The organism is Frondihabitans sp. PhB161 (genome assembly GCF_003814635.1).
Lineage (GTDB): Bacteria > Actinomycetota > Actinomycetes > Actinomycetales > Microbacteriaceae > Frondihabitans.
In genome coordinates this window covers 311,101-332,248 of the sequence record NZ_RKQW01000003.1, presented here as the reverse complement: position 1 = coordinate 332,248, position 21,148 = coordinate 311,101, and the positions used below count along the sequence as shown (strand labels likewise).

Annotated in this window: 20 protein-coding genes; 17 read left to right on the top strand and 3 right to left on the bottom strand. The window is 68.8% G+C overall.

What is annotated here, in order from left to right; genetic code table 11:
* Window positions 1-9: 9 nt before the first annotated feature.
* The 7 genes from EDF39_RS13530 to rpoZ are packed head-to-tail and all read left to right on the top strand — an operon-like array spanning window position 10 to window position 8,406.
* Window positions 10-1,368 carry a dihydroorotase gene (locus EDF39_RS13530; protein ID WP_123943888.1) on the top strand — a complete coding sequence of 453 codons (1,359 nt, stop codon included), beginning with the start codon at window positions 10-12 and terminating at the stop codon, window positions 1,366-1,368.
* Window positions 1,365-1,868: a hypothetical protein gene (locus tag EDF39_RS13525; protein WP_123943886.1), complete on the top strand. Its 504-nt coding sequence runs from the start codon at window positions 1,365-1,367 to the stop codon at window positions 1,866-1,868. The genes EDF39_RS13530 and EDF39_RS13525 overlap by 4 nt, the downstream gene beginning before the upstream one ends.
* The gene (gene carA, locus EDF39_RS13520; protein WP_123943884.1) at window positions 1,865-3,046 is read left to right on the top strand and encodes a glutamine-hydrolyzing carbamoyl-phosphate synthase small subunit; all 1,182 of its coding nucleotides are present in this window, start codon (window positions 1,865-1,867) and stop codon (window positions 3,044-3,046) included. The genes EDF39_RS13525 and carA overlap by 4 nt, the downstream gene beginning before the upstream one ends.
* Window positions 3,046-6,339 carry a carbamoyl-phosphate synthase large subunit gene (gene carB, locus EDF39_RS13515; protein ID WP_123943882.1) on the top strand — a complete coding sequence of 1,098 codons (3,294 nt, stop codon included), beginning with the start codon at window positions 3,046-3,048 and terminating at the stop codon, window positions 6,337-6,339. Before carA ends, carB begins: the two co-directional genes overlap by 1 nt.
* Window positions 6,336-7,220: an orotidine-5'-phosphate decarboxylase gene (gene pyrF / locus EDF39_RS13510; protein WP_123943880.1), complete on the top strand. Its 885-nt coding sequence runs from the start codon at window positions 6,336-6,338 to the stop codon at window positions 7,218-7,220. The genes carB and pyrF overlap by 4 nt, the downstream gene beginning before the upstream one ends.
* A complete protein-coding gene (gmk, locus tag EDF39_RS13505) occupies window positions 7,208-8,131 on the top strand; it encodes a guanylate kinase (RefSeq protein ID WP_055957916.1) in 924 nt (307 codons plus the stop codon). Before pyrF ends, gmk begins: the two co-directional genes overlap by 13 nt.
* Window positions 8,132-8,139: 8 nt before the next feature.
* Entirely contained in the window at window positions 8,140-8,406 is a 267-nt protein-coding gene (gene rpoZ / locus EDF39_RS13500) for a DNA-directed RNA polymerase subunit omega (RefSeq protein ID WP_055957913.1), read from the top strand.
* Between the two features lie 112 nt (window positions 8,407-8,518).
* On the opposite strand, the gene EDF39_RS13495 is transcribed toward rpoZ, so the two are convergent.
* Both EDF39_RS13495 and EDF39_RS13490 read right to left on the bottom strand, forming a co-directional pair.
* Window positions 8,519-8,812 (bottom strand): hypothetical protein, encoded by a 294-nt coding sequence (locus EDF39_RS13495; protein WP_123943878.1) that lies wholly within the window; start codon window positions 8,810-8,812, stop codon window positions 8,519-8,521.
* Window positions 8,813-8,869: 57 nt separating this feature from the next.
* Window positions 8,870-9,175, bottom strand: a complete 306-nt coding sequence (locus tag EDF39_RS13490; protein WP_123943876.1) for a hypothetical protein — start codon at window positions 9,173-9,175, stop codon at window positions 8,870-8,872.
* A gap of 141 nt (window positions 9,176-9,316) precedes the next feature.
* Here EDF39_RS13490 and EDF39_RS13485 point away from each other — a divergent pair, with 141 nt between their 5' ends.
* A complete protein-coding gene (locus EDF39_RS13485; protein WP_055957905.1) occupies window positions 9,317-9,715 on the top strand; it encodes a hypothetical protein in 399 nt (132 codons plus the stop codon).
* Here the strand turns inward: EDF39_RS13485 and EDF39_RS13480 are convergent.
* Entirely contained in the window at window positions 9,712-11,214 is a 1,503-nt protein-coding gene (locus EDF39_RS13480) for a SulP family inorganic anion transporter (protein WP_123943874.1), read from the bottom strand. The two genes, EDF39_RS13485 and EDF39_RS13480, sit on opposite strands and share 4 nt — an antisense overlap.
* A gap of 176 nt (window positions 11,215-11,390) precedes the next feature.
* Here EDF39_RS13480 and EDF39_RS13475 point away from each other — a divergent pair, with 176 nt between their 5' ends.
* The 9 genes from EDF39_RS13475 (at window position 11,391) to hisG (ending at window position 21,145) form a co-directional block, all read left to right on the top strand.
* Window positions 11,391-11,852, top strand: coding sequence for a MerR family transcriptional regulator (locus EDF39_RS13475; protein ID WP_370275189.1), 462 nt, complete (start codon window positions 11,391-11,393; stop codon window positions 11,850-11,852).
* Between the two features lie 194 nt (window positions 11,853-12,046).
* On the top strand, window positions 12,047-13,033 hold the full coding sequence (locus EDF39_RS13470) for an aldo/keto reductase (RefSeq protein ID WP_123943872.1): 987 nt from the start codon (window positions 12,047-12,049) through the stop codon (window positions 13,031-13,033).
* 232 nt (window positions 13,034-13,265) lie between these two features.
* Window positions 13,266-14,495, top strand: coding sequence for a methionine adenosyltransferase (metK, locus tag EDF39_RS13465; protein ID WP_123943870.1), 1,230 nt, complete (start codon window positions 13,266-13,268; stop codon window positions 14,493-14,495).
* A gap of 26 nt (window positions 14,496-14,521) precedes the next feature.
* Window positions 14,522-16,621: a primosomal protein N' gene (locus EDF39_RS13460; RefSeq protein WP_123943868.1), complete on the top strand. Its 2,100-nt coding sequence runs from the start codon at window positions 14,522-14,524 to the stop codon at window positions 16,619-16,621.
* A 45-nt stretch (window positions 16,622-16,666) separates the two neighbouring features.
* Window positions 16,667-17,626 (top strand): methionyl-tRNA formyltransferase, encoded by a 960-nt coding sequence (fmt, locus tag EDF39_RS13455; RefSeq protein ID WP_123943866.1) that lies wholly within the window; start codon window positions 16,667-16,669, stop codon window positions 17,624-17,626.
* A complete protein-coding gene (locus EDF39_RS13450; protein ID WP_123943864.1) occupies window positions 17,623-19,188 on the top strand; it encodes an RsmB/NOP family class I SAM-dependent RNA methyltransferase in 1,566 nt (521 codons plus the stop codon). Before fmt ends, EDF39_RS13450 begins: the two co-directional genes overlap by 4 nt.
* A 110-nt stretch (window positions 19,189-19,298) precedes the next feature.
* Complete coding sequence (rpe, locus tag EDF39_RS13445; RefSeq protein WP_123943862.1) at window positions 19,299-19,979, top strand: ribulose-phosphate 3-epimerase; 681 nt, start codon at window positions 19,299-19,301, stop codon at window positions 19,977-19,979.
* 5 nt (window positions 19,980-19,984) lie between these two features.
* Window positions 19,985-20,248: a phosphoribosyl-ATP diphosphatase gene (locus EDF39_RS13440; protein ID WP_055957877.1), complete on the top strand. Its 264-nt coding sequence runs from the start codon at window positions 19,985-19,987 to the stop codon at window positions 20,246-20,248.
* Between the two features lie 57 nt (window positions 20,249-20,305).
* The gene (gene hisG / locus EDF39_RS13435) at window positions 20,306-21,145 is read left to right on the top strand and encodes an ATP phosphoribosyltransferase (protein ID WP_123943860.1); all 840 of its coding nucleotides are present in this window, start codon (window positions 20,306-20,308) and stop codon (window positions 21,143-21,145) included.
* Window positions 21,146-21,148: the final 3 nt, after the last annotated feature.

Here is a 21,148-nt window from a genome sequence, read left to right as displayed (position 1 = left end):
AGACCAACGATGAACGACTACCTCCTCAAGGGCGCGACCCTCAGCGACGGGCGCACCACCGACATCCTTCTCGGACCAGGATCCAGCGGCACCGCGTCCCGCCCAGCCGTCAAGGCGCTCGGAACGAACCTGTCCGAGGCCGCCGCCACGGTCATCGACGCCGACGGCCTTCTTGCGCTGCCGGGCCTCGTCGATCTCCACACCCACCTGCGCGAACCCGGATTCGAGGGCAGTGAGACGGTTCTGACCGGCTCGCGCGCCGCCGCGAAGGGTGGCTTCACGGCCGTCAACGCGATGGCGAACTCGTCACCGGTCGCCGACACCGCCGGTGTCGTCGAGCAGGTGCAAGCTCTCGGCGATCGCGCGGGCTATGTCACCGTGCGGCCGATCGGAGCCGTCTCGCAGGGGCTGAAGGGCACCCACCTCTCCGAGATCGGCGCGATGGCGAACTCGCGCGCGGCCGTCCGCGTCTTCTCGGACGACGGGCTCTGCGTTGCCGATCCACTGCTGATGCGCCGAGCCCTCGAATACATCAAGGGCTTCGGGGGAGTGCTCGCCCAGCACGCCCAGGAGCCGCGCCTCACCGAGGGTGCGCAGATGAACGAGGGCGAACTCAGCGCGACGCTCGGGCTCGGCGGCTGGCCGGCCGTCGCCGAAGAGGCGATCATCGCTCGCGACGTGCTGCTCGCGCACCACGTCGGCGCCCGCCTTCACATCTGCCACGTCTCGACCGCGGGCAGCGTCGAGGTCGTCCGCTGGGCGAAGTCGCGGGGCTTCGAGGTCACCGCCGAGGTGACTCCGCATCATCTGCTGCTCACCGAAGACCTGGTCTCGACCTACGACGCCCGCTACAAGGTCAACCCGCCGCTCCGCCGCAGCGAAGACGTCGAAGCTCTCCGTGGCGCCCTCGCCGACGGCACCATCGACATCGTCGCGACCGACCACGCTCCGCATACCGCCGAGGCGAAGTCGTGCGAGTGGGCGGGCGCGGCCAACGGCATGGTCGGCCTCGAATCGGCGCTGAGCGTCGTCCAGAAGACCATGGTCGACACCGGCCTCCTCGACTGGGCGGGCGTCGAGCGAGTGCTCTCGGCCGCTCCCGCCCGTATCGGGCAGGTAAGCGGACAGGGTCAGCCGATCGGAGTGGGCTCGCCGGCCGAGATCACGCTCTACGATCGAAGTGTGAGCAGGAGTTTCTCGATCGACGACCTCGCCGGCAAGAGCACCAACTCGCCCTACCTCGAGCGCGAGCTGCCGGGGCGAGTCGTGGCCACATTCCACGGCGGCTACGCGACCGTGCTCGACGGCGCCGTCGTCGACACCGAGACGGTCTCCGCGCACGCCGCCGCGTTGGTCGGCGCTCCGTGATCCGCTGGCTTATCGGCGCCGGGTTCCTCGTCGCGGCCGTCGGCATCTACTTCTGGATGCGCGCGGGCTGGCTCGCGCGACGACGACGACAGGCCGACGTGACCCGTCCGACCCCGGCACCGGCCTCCGCCGAACTCGGCGAGCTCCTCGCCGAGCACGACCTGTTCTACGTCGCCACGACAAAAGCCTCCGACCGGCTCGATCGGATCGTGGTCGGTGGCCTCGGCTTCCGTGGCCGCGCCGTCGTCAGCGTCCACCCCGACGGTGTCGTGCTCGACATCGCGGGGGAGCCGCCGATCCTCATCGCCCGAGCCGACCTGCGCGATGTCGGCCGCTCGACCTGGACCATCGATCGAGTCGTCGAGACCGACGGGCTGATCAAGCTCGGCTGGCGCCTCGGCGACCTCGACGTCGACACCTATCTCCGCGACTCCGACGATCCCCGAGAACTCGTCGCCGCGATCAGCACCCTCATCAGCACTGGAGAGAAAACCTCGTGACAGATTCGTCCACCGCGAACACGGCCGTCCTCGTTCTCGAAGACGGCACCCGCTTCGTCGGTCGCCCCTACGGCGCCACCGGGCGCACCCTCGGCGAGGCGGTCTTCGCCACCGGCATGACCGGCTACCAGGAGACCCTCACCGACCCGTCGTACGCCGGGCAGATCGTCGTCATGACGGCGCCGCACATCGGCAACACCGGTGTCAACGACGAAGACCCCGAGTCGAGCCGAATCTGGGTCTCCGGCTTCGTCGTCCGCGACGCCAGCCGCGTCGTGTCGAACTATCGCGCCCAGGGCAGTCTCGACGAGCAGCTCACCGACGACGGCATCGTCGGCATCCGCTCGGTCGACACCCGCGCCATCACCCGCCGTCTCCGCGACGTCGGGTCGATGAAGGCCGGCATCTTTTCGGGCGACGAGGCCGGGCTCCCGGACGACGAGCAACTCGCCATCGTGAAGAACGGCCGCGACATGCGCGGGCTCAGCCTCAGCGGCCAGGTCTCCACGCGGGAGCGGTACGACGTTCCTGCGGTCGGCGACCGTGTCGGATCCTTGGCCGTGCTCGACCTCGGCGTAAAGACCTCGACGGTCCGCTACCTCTCGGAGCGCGGCTTTGACGTGATGGTGTTGCCGCAGTCGACAACGGTCGACGAGCTCAAGGCCCTCGCGCCCGATGCGCTCTTCTACTCGAACGGCCCCGGCGACCCGTCGGCCTCCGACTCCCAGGTCGAACTGCTGCAGAGCGCCCTCCGCGACGGAACACCGTTCTTCGGCATCTGCTTCGGCAACCAGCTGCTCGGTCGCGCCCTCGGCTTCGGCACGTACAAGCTTCCGTTCGGCCACCGCGGCATCAACCAGCCGGTGTGGGACAAGACCACGGGCACCGTCGAGATCACCAGCCAGAACCACGGCTTCGCCGTCGACGCCCCCATCGACGGAGTGCTCGACTCGCCCGCCGGCTTCGGCCGCGTCGAAGTCAGCCACTTCTCGCTGAACGACAACGTCGTCGAGGGCCTGCGCGCCCTCGACATCCCCGCCTTCTCGGTGCAGTACCACCCCGAGGCCGCTGCCGGCCCCCACGACAGCAACCATCTCTTCGACCGGTTCCGCGCTCTCGTGATCGAGCGCTCATCGACGGCCGACGCCGTCCAGGCCGACCCCAAGGAAAGCAACTGATGCCCAAGCGTTCCGACATCAACTCCGTCCTCGTCATCGGCTCCGGCCCGATCGTCATCGGCCAGGCGGCCGAGTTCGACTACTCGGGCACGCAGGCCTGCCGCGTCCTCCGCGAAGAGGGCGTGCGCGTCATCCTGGTCAACCCGAACCCGGCGACGATCATGACCGACCCGGACTTCGCCGACGCGACCTACATCGAGCCGATCACCTCCGAGGTGCTCGAGTCGATCATCATCAAGGAGCGCCCCGACGCGGTGCTCCCGACCCTCGGCGGCCAGACCGCCCTCAACGCGGCGATCGCGCTCGACGAGGCCGGCATCCTGGCCAAGCACGGCGTCGAGCTCATCGGCGCGAAGGTCGAAGCGATCCAGAAGGGCGAAGACCGCCAGATCTTCAAAGAACTCGTGCTCGAGTCGGGTGCCGATGTCGCGCGCTCGCACATCGTGCACCGGGTCGACGAAGCCCTCGCCGCTGCGGACGATCTCGGCTACCCACTGGTCGTCCGCCCCTCGTTCACCATGGGCGGCCTCGGGTCGGGCTTTGCCCACACGCCCGAAGAGCTGACCCGCATGGTCTCGGACGGCCTGCACTCCAGCCCGACCACCGAGGTCCTGCTCGAAGAGAGCATCACCGGCTGGAAGGAGTACGAGCTCGAGCTCATGCGCGACACGGCCGACAACACCGTCGTGATCTGCTCCATCGAGAACTTCGACCCGGTCGGCGTGCACACCGGCGACTCGATCACGGTCGCCCCGGCGCTGACCCTCACCGACCGCGAGTACCAGAAGCTCCGCGACATCGGCATCGACATCATCCGTCGCGTGGGCGTCGACACCGGTGGCTGCAACATCCAGTTCGCGATCGACCCGGCCGACGGCCGCATCATCGTGATCGAGATGAACCCCCGCGTCTCGCGCTCCAGCGCCCTGGCGTCGAAGGCCACCGGCTTCCCGATCGCCAAGATCGCCGCGAAGCTCGCCATCGGCTACCGCCTCGACGAGATCCAGAACGACATCACCAAGGTCACCCCGGCCTCGTTCGAGCCCACGCTCGACTACGTCGTCGTCAAGGTGCCGCGGTTCGCCTTCGAGAAGTTCCCGGCCGCCGACACCACCCTCACCACCACCATGAAGAGCGTCGGCGAGGCCATGGCCATCGGCCGCAACTTCACGCAGGCCCTCCAGAAGTCGCTCCGGTCGCTCGAGAAGCGCGGCTCGAGCTTCCACTGGAAGGGCGAGCCCGGAGACGTCGCCGCCCTGCTCGAACTCGCAAGCGTCCCGACCGACGGCCGCATCGTCACGGTGCAGCAGGCCCTCCGCGCCGGCGCCACCGCCGAGCAGGTCTTCGAATCGACCAAGATCGACCCCTGGTTCATCGATCAGATCGTACTGATCAACGAGGTGGCCGAGCGGGTGGCCGCAGCCGACGAGCTCTCGTACGAGGTCATGGAAGAGGCGAAAGACCACGGCTTCAGCGACGCACAGATCGCCGAGCTCCGCGGTCGTCTCGAACACGACATCCGCGACCACCGCCATTACCTCGGCCTCCGCCCGGTCTACAAGACCGTCGACACCTGCGCGGGGGAGTTTCCCGCCACGACGCCGTACCACTACTCGTCGTACGACTTCGAGACCGAGGTCGTGCCCTCCGACCGCCGCAAGGTGATCATCCTGGGCTCCGGCCCGAACCGCATCGGGCAGGGCGTCGAGTTCGACTACTCCTGCGTGCATGCCTCGTTCGCCCTGTCCGATGCGGGCTTCGAGACGATCATGATCAACTGCAACCCCGAGACGGTCTCCACCGACTACGACACCAGCGACCGGCTGTACTTCGAGCCCCTCACGCTGGAGGACGTCCTCGAGATCGTGCACGCCGAGAGCCAGGCGGGCGAGCTCGTGGGTGTCGTCGTGCAGCTCGGCGGCCAGACCGCTCTCGGCCTGGCCCAGGGCCTCGCGGCGGCCGGCGTGCCGATCCTCGGCACCAGCCCCGACGCGATCGACTCCGCTGAAGAGCGCGGTCTGTTCTCCAAGATCCTCGACGAGGCCGGTCTCCTCGCCCCGAAGAACGGCACCGGAACCGACTTCGAGAGCGCCGTGGCCGTCGCGGACGAGATCGGCTACCCCGTCCTCGTCCGCCCGTCGTACGTGCTCGGCGGACGCGGCATGGAGATCGTCTACTCGTCCGAGCTTCTCGCCGACTACTTCGAGCGCACCCGCGACGAGGTCGTCATCGGCCACGGCCAGCCGTTGCTGGTCGACCGCTTCCTGGACGACGCGGTCGAGATCGACGTCGACGCGCTCTACGACGGCACCGAGCTCTACGTCGGCGGCATCATGGAGCACATCGAAGAGGCCGGCATCCACTCCGGCGACTCGAGCTGCACACTTCCGCCGGTGACGCTCGGTCGGGGCGAGATCGATCGGGTCCGCGAAGCTACCCTCAAGATCGCCGAGGGCATCGGAGTCTCCGGCCTGCTCAACGTGCAGTTCGCCATCGCCGCCGGAGTGCTCTACGTGCTCGAGGCCAACCCGCGCGCCAGCCGCACGGTGCCTTTCGTCTCGAAGGCGCTCGGCATCCCGCTGGCCAAGGCCGCTTCGCGCATCATGGTCGGCGCGTCCATCCGCTCTCTGGTCGAGGAGGGCCTCCTTCCGGTCCAGGACGGCTCCGATGTGCCGCTCGATTCGCCGATCTCCGTCAAGGAGGCCGTGCTCCCGTTCAAGCGCTTCCGCACCAAGGAGGGCCAGGTCGTCGACAGCGTGCTCAGCCCCGAGATGCGCTCCACCGGTGAGGTGATGGGCATCGACCGCAACTTCCCGCTCGCGTTCGCGAAGAGCCAGACGGCGGCCTACGGCGGGCTCCCAACCTCCGGCGTGGTCTTCGTCAGCGTTGCCGACCGCGACAAGCGCGCGATCGTGCTCCCGGTTCTCCGCCTGCAGCAGCTCGGCTTCGAGATCACGGCAACCGAGGGCACGGCGACCGTCCTGATCCGCAACGGCATCACCACGCGCATCGTCGGCAAGTACTCCGAGGGCGGCGAGAGCGTGGTCGACCTGATCAACCGCGACGAGGTCGACATCGTCATCAACACGCCGTCGGGCTCCAGCGGCCGGGCTGACGGCTACGAGATCCGCGCGGCGACGGTGGCGGCCGACAAGGCCCTCTTCACCACGATGGCGCAGCTGCAGGCAGCTGTCGCCTCCATCGAGTCGATCCACACGGGCTACGACGTGACGAGCCTTCAAGACTATGCAGTGGAGCGTCAGGCGGGCCTCGACCGGGCTGCCGCGCTGTGAGCGACGCCGCCGGCGGTGAGTCGTTCGGCAGCCGCCTGGCGGCGTCGTTCGACCGCTACGGCCACCTCTGCGTCGGCATCGACCCGCACCCGTTCCTCCTCGAGGAGTGGGGGCTCCCGGTGTCGGCGGAGGGCGTTCGGTCGTTCGGGCTGACCGTGATCGAACAGACCGCAGGATCCGTCGGCATCGTCAAGCCGCAGGTCGCCTTTTACGAACGGTACGGCTCGCAGGGTTTCGCCGCTCTCGAAGACGTCTTGCAGGCGGCTCGCGACACCGACCTCCTCGTGATCGGCGACGCCAAGCGCGGCGACATCGGCACGACGATGGATTCGTACGGCGACGCCTGGTTCGCCGGCGACTCGCCGTTGCGCGTCGACGCCCTGACCTGCGCGGCCTATCAGGGGCTCGGCGCCAACGCCGGCTTCCTGCGGCGGGCGCGGGAGACCGGTCGCGGCGTCTTCGTTCTGGCCGCGACGTCGAACCCGGAGGCCCGCCTCACCCAGACGGCGCGCCTGGCGAGCGGCAAGACGGTCGCAGCCGGTATCGTCAACGATGTGCTGAACGACAATTCCGCCTCTGACCAGGGCGATTCCCGCGTCGCGCCGATAGCTGCCGACCTCGGCGACGTCGGTCTTGTGCTGGGCGCGACTCTCGACCTCGCCGACTACGGCATCGCCCTCGATCAGCTGGCGTCGACCCCCATCCTCGCTCCCGGCTTCGGTGCGCAGGGAGCCCGGTACGGCGATGTGAAGAGCCTCTTCGGCCCCGCCGCCGCCAGCGTGCTGGTCTCGGCGTCGCGGTCGATCCTCGGGTCCGGCCCTTCGGGTGTTCGCGACGCCGCTCGACGAGCTTCCGACGAGGTGACCGCATGCCTCGCATGACGCCGCCGCCCGTCGACCGCGCCGCCGCCGCGAAAGCTGCCGTCGCCGCTCGCCGCGCCCGGGCCGAGGTAAAGCACGACGTCTCGGAGCGCCGTCGCACCGCGCTCGACGTCGCCGACGCCGCCTGGGCCGGCGAGGTCACCGCGCCCGAGGCGACCCTACGAGTGCGCGAGCTCCTCACGAGCATCCCCGGCATCGGGCCGACCCGTGTCGCGCGCATCATGGAGCAGCTCGGCATCGCCGACTCCAAGCGAGTCGGCGGTCTGGGTGTGCGCCAGCGCGTGATCCTGGGGGACTGGCTCTCGCAGCGGGAGGCCCGTGGGCGCCTCAAATCGAAGCTCGTCGTGCTCGCCGGGCCGACCGCCGTCGGTAAGGGCACCGTCTCGAGCTACATCCGCGAGAACTACGACGTTCACCTGTCGGTGTCGGCCACGACGCGAAAACCGCGCCCGGGCGAGATCGACGGAGTGCACTACTACTTCGTCACCGACGACGAGTTCGACCGGATGATCCGCGACCGCGAACTTCTCGAGTACGCCACCGTGCACAACTCGCACCGCTACGGCACGCCGCGGCCCCCGATCGACGCCGCTCTCGACAAGGGTCAGAGCGTCCTGCTCGAGATCGACATCCAGGGTGCCCGTCAGGTGCGCGCCGTCATGCCCGAGGCCGTGCTGGTGTTCCTGCTGCCCCCGACGTGGGACGAACTCGTTCGCCGACTGATCGGCCGCGGCACCGAAGACACCGCCGAACAGCAGCGTCGCCTGGAGACCGCCAAGGTCGAGCTGGCCGCGCAAGACGAGTTCGACCACAAAGTCATCAACAACGACGTCAGCGAAGCGGCCCGAGAGGTCGTAGACTTGATGGCAATGCCCGCGGCCGCTCGTGCCACGAGGCATCCGAAAGCTTAGGAGGCACCATGGCCGACAGGAACAAGGGCATCATCGACCCGCCCATCGACGACCTGCTCTCGAAGGTCGAGTCGAAGTACGCACTCGTCATCTTCGCGTCGAAGCGCGCGCGTCAGATCAACGACTACTACGCCGACCTCCACGAGGGTTCGCTGTTCGACAACGTGGGGCCGCTCGTCGACTCGACCATCGACGACAAGCCTCTCTCCGTCGCGATGAAAGAGATCAACGAAGACAAGCTCACGTCGAAGCCCCTCGCGGTCGTCGCCGAGTAACACCTTCCCTTCTCAAGCGGGTCGTCCCTTAGGGGCGGCCCGCTTTTGCGTGGCGCGGCGAGACCTCACAATCGACGGGTTTCAGCGGCGCCGCCGGGCTGATTCTGAGGTCTCACGGTGCCGCGTGCCGGGCGACCCTTGCGGCGCGGCGGCGGATCCTGAGGTGCTGTCGAAACGACGCGAGACGTTCGCGCCAGACATAAGCGAGGGCCATCGCGACGAGCACAACGGGTAGCAGCTCGGGCGCGAGGGCGAAGCTCGTGAAGATGATCTCGAACACCTCGAAGCCGACGAGAGACCCGGCGGCGACCCAGGTCCAGCCCGAGAACAGCCAGAGCTTCTCGGTCACGGTGTGGAAGAGTTGGCGCAGTTGCGCGAACGGGCGAATCGGGCGTGAAATGGGCATGCGGTTGCCTTACTGGTGCGATGCGGACTCGAACGGGAGTCTTCGTACCGGCAGGCTTCAGCGGGTACGAAGAGCCCAGGATCCGGGCGCACGCGCCCCAGCCCCACCGCACGGGGCCTCCCGGCGTGCCTGCTGACGCCGACGCCGCTCACGGGGTCGGCGTGCCTCGGGGGCGCCCGCCACGGGCACGTCGATCGCCGGGTACTTCGTGGCCCCGTGCACGACGATCGCGATCGCGATCGCTCCGACGACGGCTAGGACCAGTAGTCCGAGAGCGAGGTGCGGCAGGGCGTGCAGATCGGTCCGCAGCCAGATGTCGAGGGGCAGGACGAGTTCGAGCAGCGTCCAGCTGAACTCGGTCATCTCGTCTCCCTCCGTCTGCGGTCCACCGTAGCGTCGCCCGGGCAGCGAGTGTCCACGATGTGCTGATGTTCGGCCCCGAACATCAGCAGATCGTGGACGATCACCTCATGGCGAAGCCGCGAGGCGGCGTATGGTCACAGCGTGAGCGACACTGGCGGATACCGCGTCACCGAGTTCGGTGTCACTCGTGTGGACGACCGCACCGTCGTTGCAGTGCTTGCCGCGGAGGGGTGCATCGAGAGCTGGCCACAGGTGATTCGCGAAGCTCTGGCAGCAGCCGGCGCACCAACTCTGACCACGACGAGCCTCGACGACGAGCAGGCCTTTCTGGTGCCGAAGGGCTTTCTGGCCTTCCACTACGGGGGCGTGCAGCTCGAGTTCTCTAGCTCGGCCACCGTCTCGCGCGTCACGGCGCGCAGCCATGTGATCGTGGCCGGAGGCTTTCGCAAGCCGAGTTCGCCACCGTGGATCGCCCCTGACGTGCGGAAGCTATTCGAGGCAATTCGTCAAGTACTCGAGCAGCCCGCCACCGCTCTCTAAGCCCCGAACCGCCCCGTCAGCCGAGAGTGGAACAGCGTGCTCCGCTGATCCAGGCCGTCGAAACCGACCTCGATCCCGTGGTCACGGTACTTCGTCTCGATCGCGTCGAGGGAGGCGACGGTCGAGGCGTCCCAGATCTGCGCACGACTCAGGTCGATGGTGACGGTTGCGGGATCCTCGCTGTACGAGAACCGATCGACGAGATCGTTGCTGCTGCCGAAGAAGAGGGGCCCGGTGACGTCGTAGTGAACGGCTGAGCCATCGGCCGACTCCGTGCGCTCGACGCTGATGACGTGCGCGACCCGGCGGGCGAAGAGGACCATCGCGAGCACGACTCCGACGAGCACTCCGTAGGCGAGGTTGTTCGACGCGACGACGACCGCCACCGTCAGCCCCATGACGAGTGTCTCAGGAAGAGGCATTCGGCGGAGCGTGGAGGGTTTGAGGCTGTGCCAGTCGACCGTTGTGACGGCGACCACCATCATGACGGCGGCGAGGGCGACCATCGGGATCTGGCCCATGATCGAGCTCAATCCCGTCACGAGGGCCAGGAGGAAGACCCCGGCGACGACGGTCGAGATGCGGGTGCGAGCGCGACCGGTCTTCACGTTCAAGACCGTCTGGCCGATCATGGCGCAGCCTGCGATGCCGCCGTAGAAACCGGCGAGGATGTTCGAGACGCCGAGTGCCCACGACTCACGCCCCTTGTGCGACGGGGTGTCGGTCATCTCGTCGACCAGCTTGGCGGTGAGGAGGGTCTCCATGAGTCCGACGAATGCCACGCTCAGAGCTGTCGGCCAGATCAACTGGAGGGTCGCGAGGTTGAGCGGCACGAGGAACGGCGTGATACCGGGAAGTTGGCCCGTGAGCGGGCCCTCGTCGGCGACATCCGGCACGACGAGCTTCGCGACGATGACGATCGCCGTCACGACCACGATCGCGATCAGCGGCGAGGGGACGACCCGCGTGAACCGCGGCACGATGAAGATGATGGCGAAGGTCAGAGCGAACAGCACATAGGCCAGCCACGGCACGTTGAGCACGTGCGGCACCTGCGCGGTGAAGATCAGCACACCGAGCGCGTTGACGAACCCGACCATGACCGAGCGGGGGATGAACCGCATCAGTCGTGCGAGCCCCGCGAAGCCGAAGACGATCTGCACGATGCCGGCGAGGATGACGGTCGGCAAGACGTACTTCACGCCATGGTCGTGCACCAGCGGGGCAATGACGAGGGCGACGGATCCGGCGGCGGCCGTGATCACACCCGGCCGACCTCCGAGAATCGACATCGTGAGGGCCAGCACGATCGACGCGACGAGGCTGACCATCGGGTCGACCCCGGCGACGATCGAGAACGAGATGACCTCGGGCACGAGGGCGAGGGTCGTCACCATGCCCGCGAGGACCTCGCGGGAGAGCTGCTGCGGCGAGCGCAGGGCGCTGAGCACGGTGATCGGCTTGGTGGCCGGGCGGACTGAGGGCAAAGCTGAGGCCATGGGGCGGCTCCTGCGTGGTCGGCTCTCTCGGGAGAGCGATTGATAAGACGGAGGCGCGCCCCGTTGCGCGTGAGCCCACGCCGTAGTGATCTGCGAGGAGTGGGAAGATCGAGAGGGCCGGTGTATTCGCGGCCCTTTCTTCAACCCTACCGTAACGTAAGGGTTGAGCGACGAGGATGGTGACGGTGGCTACTGAGATGACGGCCGAAGAGGTCGTGGCAACGATGCACATCGGAGAGATGGCCGACCGGTCACAGATGTCGCTCCGCACGATTCGCCACTACGACGAGGTCGGGCTCCTCACGCCGTCGGGGCGCACCGAGGGCGGCTTCCGCCTCTACACCGAGCGCGACTTCTCGAGGCTCATGGTCATCCGCCGCATGAAGCCCCTGGGGTTCAGTCTCGACGAGATGGCCGAGCTTCTGCGGGTCGTCGACCGCCTCGGCGGATCCGAGGCCGGCTCTGGCACCGGAGCAGGAGCACGAGCAGACGAAGAAACAGCAGCAGCAGCAGGTGGAGCCGGCGAGGCCCGCGCAGCGCTCGACGGTTTCATCGAGCAGGCGACCGCTCGGCGAGCGAAGCTCGAGGAGCAGATCAGCATGGCGGACGAGTTCATCGAGCTACTCAAAGCGCAGTAGCGCCCGCAGCGTGTCGGATCCTGCCGCCTGAGTGCCGCCACTTGCGAGGCTGCCCGCCCAGCCGCGGGCATTTCACGTCACTCGACGCACGCCGGCGTCGCACTCGGGCGAGGCTGAGCGCAGATCCGCCCCATCGGGAGCAAGCTCGATGGGGCGGCAGCTACACCCGACGCCGCCAGACAAAGAGGAGACATATGCAGACCCGCACACTGGGCGACCTCAAGGTCGGAGCACTCGGCCTCGGCACCATGGGAATGAGCGCCTTCTACACGGGCGCCGGCACCGACGACGACGAATCGGTCCGCACCATCCACCGCGCCATCGACCTCGGTGTCACCCTGTTCGACACTGCGGAGGCGTACGGCCCGTACTCGAACGAGGAGTTGCTCGCCAAGGCTCTCGGTGATCGCCGCGACGACGTCGTCATCGCCACGAAGTTCGGCCTGCTGCGCCATACGCCGGGGGAGTCGACCCCGAGCACCGAGCGTCACATCACCTCCGACCCCGGCTCGATCCGAGTGGCCCTCGAGGGGTCCCTCCGACGCCTCGGCACCGATCACATCGATCTCTACTACCAGCACCGCGTCGACCCCGACGTGCCCATCGAAGACGTCATCGGTCAGCTCGCAGGCTTCGTCGAGGAGGGCAAGATCCGGCACATCGGGCTATCCGAGGCGAGTGCGGCGACGATCCGGCGAGCGCACGCCGTCCACCCGATCACTGCCCTGCAGAGCGAGTACTCCCTCTGGACCCGCGACCCCGAGGGCGACGTCCTCGACACCCTGCGCGAGCTCCGGATCGGCCTCGTGCCGTACTCTCCGCTCGGCCGCGGCTTCTTGACGGGGGCGATCACGAAGCCGTCCGACCTCGACTCCGACGACTTCCGTCTCGCGAACCCCCGGTTCCAGGAGGAGGCGTTCGCGACGAACATGCGTCTCGTCGACGAGGTCCGTCAGGTGGCGGGCGAGGTCGATGGCACTCCCGCCCAGGTGGCCCTCGCTTGGCTGCTCGCGCAGGGCGACGATCTGGTGCCGATCCCGGGCACGAAGCGCGTGACGAGACTCGAAGAGAATCTCGGTGCCGCCGACCTCACGCTGAGCGCCGATCAGGTCGCACGCCTCTCGGCGTTGCCGGCAGCGTCGGGTGACCGCTACCCCGACATGTCGCCGATCGGCCGCTGAGCCAGTTCGGGGCGAACCGCCACGAGACGGAAGCCGAGGATCCGCGGGCCGGATCCTCGGCTTCCGTCTCTTCCGCTGTGTGAGCCGCTCTGCCCCGGCCCGGCCACCGCGTCTCCACAACCGCTATCTCGTTCACACGTCGTCACGCGACCGGGGGAGTGTCGCCACCCCCGGCTAGAGTTGCAAACGCCGAATCGAACGGCATCTCCACCGCTTTCGTCTTAGGGAATCCGTGTCCTCCAGCAGCCCCAGCACCACCGGTAGCCTCCGCCTCTTCACGTCCGAGTCCGTGACGGAGGGGCACCCCGACAAGATCTGTGATCAGATTTCCGACCGCATCCTCGACGCGCTCCTCGAGGTCGACCCGCACAGCCGGGTCGCCGTCGAGACGCTCGTCACGACCGGTCTGGTGCACGTCGCGGGCGAGGTCACGACGACGGGCTACGTCGACATCCCCACGATCGTGCGCGACCTCATCACGGGCATCGGCTACAACGACTCGTCGGTGAGTTTCGACGGCCGCACCTGCGGCGTCGAGGTGTCGATCGGGGCACAGTCGCCCGACATCGCTCAGGGCGTCGACAATGCCCTCGAGGCCCGCACGGGTGCGGGCTCGACCGACGACGCCCTCAACTCGCAAGGTGCCGGCGACCAGGGCATCATGTTCGGGTTCGCCACGACCGAGACCCCGCAGCTCATGCCGATTCCGGTGTGGCTCGCGCACCGTCTCGCCGAGCGCCTCACGGCAGTCCGCAAAGACGCGGTGCTCGACTACCTGCGTCCTGACGGCAAGACGCAGGTCACGATCGGCTACGACGGCTACACACCGAAGACGGTCGACACCGTCGTGCTCTCGACGCAGCACTCGCCGAGCGTCTCGATGGAGCAGCTCGAGCGCGACGTGATCGAGCACGTCATCCGCCCGGTCCTCGCCGCCGAGGCGCCCGGTCTCGACACCTCCGCAACGAAGTTCATCATCAACCCGACCGGGCGCTTCGAGATCGGCGGCCCCCAAGGCGATGCGGGTCTGACCGGCCGCAAGATCATCGTCGACACCTACGGCGGGGCCTCGCGTCACGGAGGCGGCGCGTTCTCGGGCAAAGACCCGTCGAAGGTCGACCGGTCGGCCGCCTACGCGATGCGCTGGGTGGCGAAGAACGCCGTTGCCGCTGGCTTCGCCGAACGTCTCGAGATCCAGATCGCCTACGCGATCGGCCGCGCCGCACCGGTCGGTCTCTATGTCGAGACCTTCGGCACCGGTCATGTGCCCGACGAGACGATCATCGACGCCATCGGCCAGGTGTTCGACCTCCGGCCCGCCGCAATCATCCGCGATCTCGACCTTCTCCGACCGATCTACGGGGCGACGTCGACCTACGGGCACTTCGGTCGCGACCTCCCCGACTTCACCTGGGAGGCACTCGACCGCGTCGATGCCCTCCGAGCCGCGGCAGGCCTCTAGAGACCATCGTCGAAGGCGAGTCACGCATGTCACGGGCCGTCGCGCGGGTGCTGGTCGACACTCCGCTGCCGCAGCTCGACCGCCTGTTCGACTACGCCGTGCCCGAACGGCTGGTCGGCACGGTCGGCCCCGGCATGCGCGTCAAGGTGCCGTTGCGCTCGGCCGGGCGGATGGCCGACGCGTTCGTGATCGAAATGGCCGACGGCTCCGAGCACGAGGGCAGCCTCAGCGAGATCGAAGAGCTCATCTCGGAGGTGCCGGTGCTGGCACCCGAGGTCTGGCGTCTGGCGCGCGCGCTCGCCGATCGCGCCGGCGGGTCAGCGAGCGACGTGCTTCGGCTCGCCGTGCCTACCCGACAGGTGCGGGTCGAAAAGGCGTGGCTCGCCGCGCGTGGGGCGATTGCCGACGCAAAGGCGGAGGCAGAGACCGAAGACGCAACGGCAACGGCAACGGCAAAGGCGGAGACAGGCAGCACCGACAACGTGTCGGCCCCCGAGCCCGACGATGTGGCCGCCCGCGGCATCACCGGCTACCGCTCGGTCGACCTCGTCGCCGCCGTGCGCGGCCGGGCCCGTCTCGCCCTCGACGCGGTGCCGCTCGTGGTCGAGCTGCCCGCGGTGCCGGGCCTGCCGCCGCGCTGGGTCGGCCGCTGGGCCGTCACGCTCGCCGAGCTGGCCGCCGTCGCGGTGGCGGATGGCGAATCGGCCATCCTCGCCGTTCCCGACTACCGCGATCAAGAGCAACTCGTCTCGGCCCTCGAGGCCGTACTACCGCCCGAGACGATCGTGCGGCTCGACTCCAAGCAGTCGAACCCCGACCGCTACCGCGCCCTCCTCCGGGCGCGGGGTGACGAGGCCCTGGTCATCGTCGGCAACCGCTCCGTGCTCCTCGCCCCGTCGACCACACTCGGGCTGATCGCCCTATGGGACGACGGCGACCCGCTCTTCTCCGAGCCGCTGACCCCCTACGCCCATGCCCGCGACACCGCCCTGCTCCGCTACGAGCAGCAGCACCCGGCCCTGGTCTTCGCGGGCCACGCGCGCTCCACCGACGTACAGCGACTGGTCGAGATCGGGTGGCTGAGCGAGGTGCTACCGGATCCTCGGTATCAACCGCACGTGATCCCCACTACCCAGCAGGGTTCCCGCGACGGCTTCGCGGCCAACGCGCGCATCCCGTCGACGGCCTATCTCGAGGCCCGGAACGCCGTCGAGCACGGTCCCGTGCTCGTGCAGGTGGCGCACCCCGGGTATGCGCCTCGGCTGGCGTGCACCGAGTGCGGCGATACGGCGCGGTGTCTGCGCTGCAGTGGGCCGCTGCAGAAGAAGAGCGCCGACGCGACGCCGGCGTGCGCCTGGTGCGGTGCCCTCGCGGTCGGCTGGCACTGCGTCACGTGCGAGAACACGATGATGCGGTCGGTCGGCACCGGCGCGGGTCGAACCGCCGACGAGCTCGGGCGGGCGTTCCCGGGCGTGCGCGTCATCGTCTCCGACGGGTCGCGGCCGGTGCTCGAGGTCGACGACGAGTCGGCCATCGTCGTCGCGACGCGCGGCGCCGAACCGATCGCGCCGGGTGGTTACCGGGCCGTGCTCCTGCTCGACGGCGAGCGGATGCTGGCCCGCGAGAGTCTGCGCGTGGCCGAAGACTGCGTGCGCTGGTGGGCCGACGCGATCGCCCTCGCCCGCCATCGCGCCCCGATCTTCCTCGTCGGGGTCGGCGGCACGATCGCCTCCGCCATGGCGACCTGGAACCTCGCCCGATTCGCCTCGTCCGAGCTGGCCGATCGACGGCAGCTCCGATTTCCGCCGTCGGTGCGCGTCGCCACGGTCACCGGTCGCACCGACACCGTCGAGACCGCTCTCGAGGCCCTCCCCGAATCGATCCGCAAAGAGACCCTCGGCCCCGTCGACGTCGAGGGCGGCACCGTTCGCGCCATCGTCCGGTTCGACTACGCGCACGGGCACGACGTCGCATCGATCCTCCGCGGTCGGGTGATCCGTGCTGCGACCGACCGCCGCAAACCACCGCGCGATCTGCGCCCCGGCGATGCCCGCAACACGAACCGCCGCACGCCCGCTCCTACACTCAGAGTGCGGTTCGACGACGTCGAGCCCTTCTCCGATTGATTTCAGTCGCCCGTCCCACCCCGATCACCACTCGAAAGCCTCGAATTGCGCCTCGTCTTCGCCGGTAGCCCCGCCGCCGCTGTTCCCTCCCTCCGAGCTCTCGCCGCCGGTCAGCACGACATCGTCGCCGTCCTCACCCGCGACGACACGCCCCAGGGCCGAAAGCGCGTGCTCACCCCGACTCCTGTCGCCGACGCCGCCGTCGAACTCGGCATCCCCGTGCTTAAGGCCCGCCGCATCACCGACGAGATCACCGCCGCGGTCCGAGCCACCGGGGCCGACCTCGGAGTCATCGTCGCGTACGGCGCCCTCCTCCGCGAGCCGCTGCTCTCGACCCCGAGCCACGGCTGGATCAACCTGCACTTCTCCCTCCTGCCGAGCTGGCGGGGTGCCGCACCGGTGCAGCGCGCCCTCATGGCGGGCGATGCCGAGACCGGGGCAACCGTCTTCCAGCTCGTGCCCGAACTCGACGCCGGCGAGCTCCTCGGCACGATCCACAAGCCTCTCCGCGGCGACGAGACGGCGGGCGAGCTCCTCGGCGAGCTGGCCATCTCGGGCGCTCTGCTGCTAACGCAGGTCGTCGATGAGATCGCATCAGGATCCCCGACCCGCACCAAGCAGACGGGTCCCGTCACGCTCGCGCCCAAACTCGCTCTCGACGACGGGCTGCTCGACTTCACCAACGGCCGAGCCGCCCTCCACAATCGCTGGCGCGGCGTCACGCCCGAGCCGGGGGCGCACGCTCTGCTCGATGGTGCCCGGTTCAAGGTGCTCGAGCTGCGGGTGCCCGAAGCGGGGCCGAGCGCCGAGGGGGCGCCGAGCAAAGTGGCGCCGGGGCGGATCCTTCTCGACGGTCGACGGGTTCTGGTCGGAACCTCGACCGAGCCGCTCGAGCTGATCACCGTGCAGCCGTCCGGCAAGAAGCCGATGGGGGCCGCCGATTGGCTGCGCGGGGTGCCCGACAGAGACTCGCTGGCCTTCGACCGGGCAGGAGCAGCCTCGTGAGCGAACAGCGCGATTCCGGCGAGAACCGCTCCGGGGCGAACCACCCAAGGGCAAACCACGACGGAGCAGGCCGCCGTCGACCGAACCGCACCGGCCCGCGCGGCGGCTCCGAGCGCACCCCGCGCGTCGAGCCGCGCGTCCAGCCGGCCCGACAGGTGGCGCTCGACGTGATCCGCGCGGTCGAGCACGACGACGCCTACGCCAACCTCCTGCTGCCGCAGCGCATCGTGCGAGCCGGATTGTCGCCCCAAGACGCCGGGCTCGCCACCGAGCTCACCTACGGCACCCTGCGCATGTCCGGCTACTATGACCGTGTCCTCTCGATCGCCGCTCGCCGGCCGACCGATCAAATCGATCCGGCCCTTCTCGACGTGCTCCGTCTCGGGGCACACCAGCTGCTCGCGACCCGGGTCGCTCCGCACGCCGCCGTCGACGAGTCGGTCTCACTGGCGCGTCAGGTCGGCAGTCGCTCGGGCACGGGATTCGTCAACGGCGTGCTGCGAACCGTCTCGCGTTCGACCCCCGACGAGTGGCTCGCCCGGGTGCTGGCCGGGACGACGAGCCCCGACGATGCCCTGGCCGCTCGCTACTCGCATCCCGAATGGGTGGTTCGTGCCCTTCGCGGGGCTCTCGCGGCGGAGGGTCGCGCCGACGAGCTCGAGACCCTGCTCGAAGCCGACAACGAGCCTGCCCGCGTCAGCCTCGTGGCCCTGCCCGGCCTCGCCGACCCTGGCGCCGTCGAGGGTGTCGAGGAGGGCCGGTTCTCGCCCGTCGCTCTCACCGCACCGCACGGCGACCCCGCAAGCCTCGCCGACGTCCGATCCGGCACGGTTCGAGTGCAAGATGAAGGTTCACAACTCGCCGCCCTCGCCCTCTCGCGCCTGAAGCCGATCAAGCCGGGGGAGCGCTGGCTCGACATGTGCGCGGGACCCGGCGGCAAGGCGGCTCTGCTCGCGGCCGAGGCCGCCGTCGGCGGTGCGAGACTGACTGCCAACGAGCTCGTCCCGGGTCGTGTCGGTCTGGTCAAGCAGGCCCTCGCCGCCGTCACCGCCGCAGCCCGAGCGGCGGGTTCGTCGTCGCCGGCCGCCACGGCCTCCGTACCCGAGCTCGTCGAGGTCAGGCAGGGCGACGCCACCGAGATCGGGGTGTCCGAGCCCGAGACGTACGCGCGGATCCTTCTCGATGCCCCCTGCACCGGCCTCGGCGCACTCCGCCGACGCCCCGAAGCCCGATGGCGCAAGCAGCCGCGCGACGTGGCCGAGCTGACCGGGCTGCAGTCCGAGCTCTTCTCGTCGGCCCTCGCCGCGCTCGCGCCCGGTGGCACGCTCGCCTACGTGACCTGCTCACCGCACACGGCCGAGACCCGCGGAGTCGTCGAGTCCGGTCTGAAGCGCTGGGCTCGCGACGGCGGTACGCAGATCGACACGATCGATGCCACCGAGGTGCTGCAGAGCGTGGCGGTCGCCGAGCTCGACCTCGGTGCCGGGCCGTTCGCGCAGCTCTGGCCGCACCGACACGGCACCGACGCGATGTTCGTGGCGTTGCTGCGCAAGCGCGCCTAGCTCGCGTCTCGCCGTCCGCGCGGGCCGACACCGCTTTGCGGGCAAACACCGCCGAAAAGCGGCGTCCTGCCCGAAAAGTCGTGCCGCAGACCGCCCGATAGGCTTGACGGGTGCCCAGCAATCACCCCATTCGCATCAGCCCCAGCATCCTCTCGGCCGATTTCGTCAACCTCGAGCGCGACCTCGGTCGCATCTCGACGGCCGACCTCGTGCACGTCGACGTGATGGACGGCCATTTCGTGCCGAACCTCACGCTGGGCCTGCCCATCGTCGAGCGCATCCAGCAGGTGAGCCCGCTGCCCCTCGACGTCCACCTGATGATCGACGACCCGCTGCGGTGGGCCCCGAAGTACGCCGAGACCGGCGCTTTCTCCGTCACGTTCTCGATCGAGGCGGCACCCGATCCCCGTGCCGTCGCCAAGGCGATCAAAAACGCAGGATCCCGGGCGGCCGTCGCCATCAAACCGGGCACCCCGATCGAGCCCGTTCTCGACCTCCTCGACGACATCGACATGATCCTGGTCATGACCGTGGAGCCGGGGTTCGGCGGGCAGTCGTTCATGGGCGAGACGATGCCGAAGCTCCGAGCCGCTCGCGAAGCCATCGATGCGTCCGGCCGCGAGATCTGGCTCGAGGTCGACGGCGGTATCACCGCCGAGACCATCGTGACCGCCGTCGAGAACGGTGCCGACACGATCGTCGCGGGATCCTCCGTCTATGGTCCGGCCGGTACCCCGGAGCCCATCGACCGCATCGCCGCGCTCCGCGCGAGCGCGAGCCAGGTAGCGTAGGCGTCGTGAAATCGTTCGACGACCTGTTTGCAGAGCTCAGCGCCAAGATCACGGAGCGCCCCGAGGGCTCCGGCACCGTCAAAGAATTCGACGCCGGAGTGCATCAGATCGGCAAGAAGATCGTCGAGGAGGCCGCTGAGGTGTGGATGGCTGCCGAGTACGAGGGCGACGTCGCCACCGCCGAAGAGATCTCGCAGCTGCTGTACCACCTGCAGGTGCTCATGCTGGCCAAGGGCCTCACCCCGGCCGACATCTACCGACATCTCTAAGCCCGGCTCGACGTTCCGAGCCCCACCGGCCCCGACACTTCTAGAGAAATCGGACTCATGCTCCGCGTAGCTGTACCCAACAAGGGCTCGCTCTCCGAGACCGCCAGCCAGATGCTTACTGAGGCCGGCTACACCGGTCGTCGCGACCCGAAGTCGCTCTACCTCGCCGATGAGCGCAACGGCGTCGAGTTCTTCTACCTGCGTCCCCGCGACATCGCTACCTACGTCGGCTCGGGTGCCCTCGACGTCGGTATCACCGGCCGCGACCTGCTGCTCGACTCGGGTTCGCCGGCGCGCGAGGTCACCAGCCTCGACTTCGGCTCGTCGACCTTCCGCTTCGCCGGCCCCGCGGGCAAGTACCACGAACTGTCCGACCTCGAGGGCGTCCGCGTGGCCACGAGCTACGCGGGCCTCGTCCGCGAGTTCCTACGGGAGAACGGCGTCACCGCCGAGCTCGTCAGCCTCGATGGCGCCGTCGAGAGCGCCGTTCAGCTGGGCGTGGCAGATGCCATCGCCGACGTCGTCGAGACGGGTACGACCCTTCGGGCGGCCGGTCTCGAGACCTTCGGCCCGGTGATCCTCAAGTCGACGGCCGTGCTGATCGCCTCCGACGAGTCCATCGCCGGCCTCGACGTCCTGCAGCGTCGCCTCCAGGGTGTGCTGGTCGCGCGCCAGTACGTCCTCATGGACTACGACCTCCCCGTGCGCCTGCTCGACCAGGCGACCAAGGTCGCTCCGGGCATCGAATCGCCGACGGTCTCGTCTCTCCACGACCCGGAGTGGGCTGCTGTCCGCGTCATGGTGCCGCGCACCGACACGAACCAGATCATGGATGCCCTCTACGACCTCGGGGCTCGAGCGATCCTGGTCAGCCCCATCCACGCCGCGAGACTGTGACGG

Coding starts and splice junctions, on each gene's coding strand:
- EDF39_RS13530 (WP_123943888.1), top strand. CDS start 10: ATGAACGACTACCTCCTCAAGGGCGCGACCCTCAGCGACGGGCGCACC.
- carB (WP_123943882.1), top strand. CDS start 3,046: ATGCCCAAGCGTTCCGACATCAACTCCGTCCTCGTCATCGGCTCCGGC.
- gmk (WP_055957916.1), top strand. CDS start 7,208: ATGCCTCGCATGACGCCGCCGCCCGTCGACCGCGCCGCCGCCGCGAAA.
- rpoZ (WP_055957913.1), top strand. CDS start 8,140: ATGGCCGACAGGAACAAGGGCATCATCGACCCGCCCATCGACGACCTG.
- EDF39_RS13495 (WP_123943878.1), bottom strand. CDS start 8,812: ATGCCCATTTCACGCCCGATTCGCCCGTTCGCGCAACTGCGCCAACTC.
- EDF39_RS13490 (WP_123943876.1), bottom strand. CDS start 9,175: ATGACCGAGTTCAGCTGGACGCTGCTCGAACTCGTCCTGCCCCTCGAC.
- EDF39_RS13480 (WP_123943874.1), bottom strand. CDS start 11,214: ATGGCCTCAGCTTTGCCCTCAGTCCGCCCGGCCACCAAGCCGATCACC.
- EDF39_RS13475 (WP_370275189.1), top strand. CDS start 11,391: ATGGTGACGGTGGCTACTGAGATGACGGCCGAAGAGGTCGTGGCAACG.
- EDF39_RS13470 (WP_123943872.1), top strand. CDS start 12,047: ATGCAGACCCGCACACTGGGCGACCTCAAGGTCGGAGCACTCGGCCTC.
- EDF39_RS13460 (WP_123943868.1), top strand. CDS start 14,522: ATGTCACGGGCCGTCGCGCGGGTGCTGGTCGACACTCCGCTGCCGCAG.
- hisG (WP_123943860.1), top strand. CDS start 20,306: ATGCTCCGCGTAGCTGTACCCAACAAGGGCTCGCTCTCCGAGACCGCC.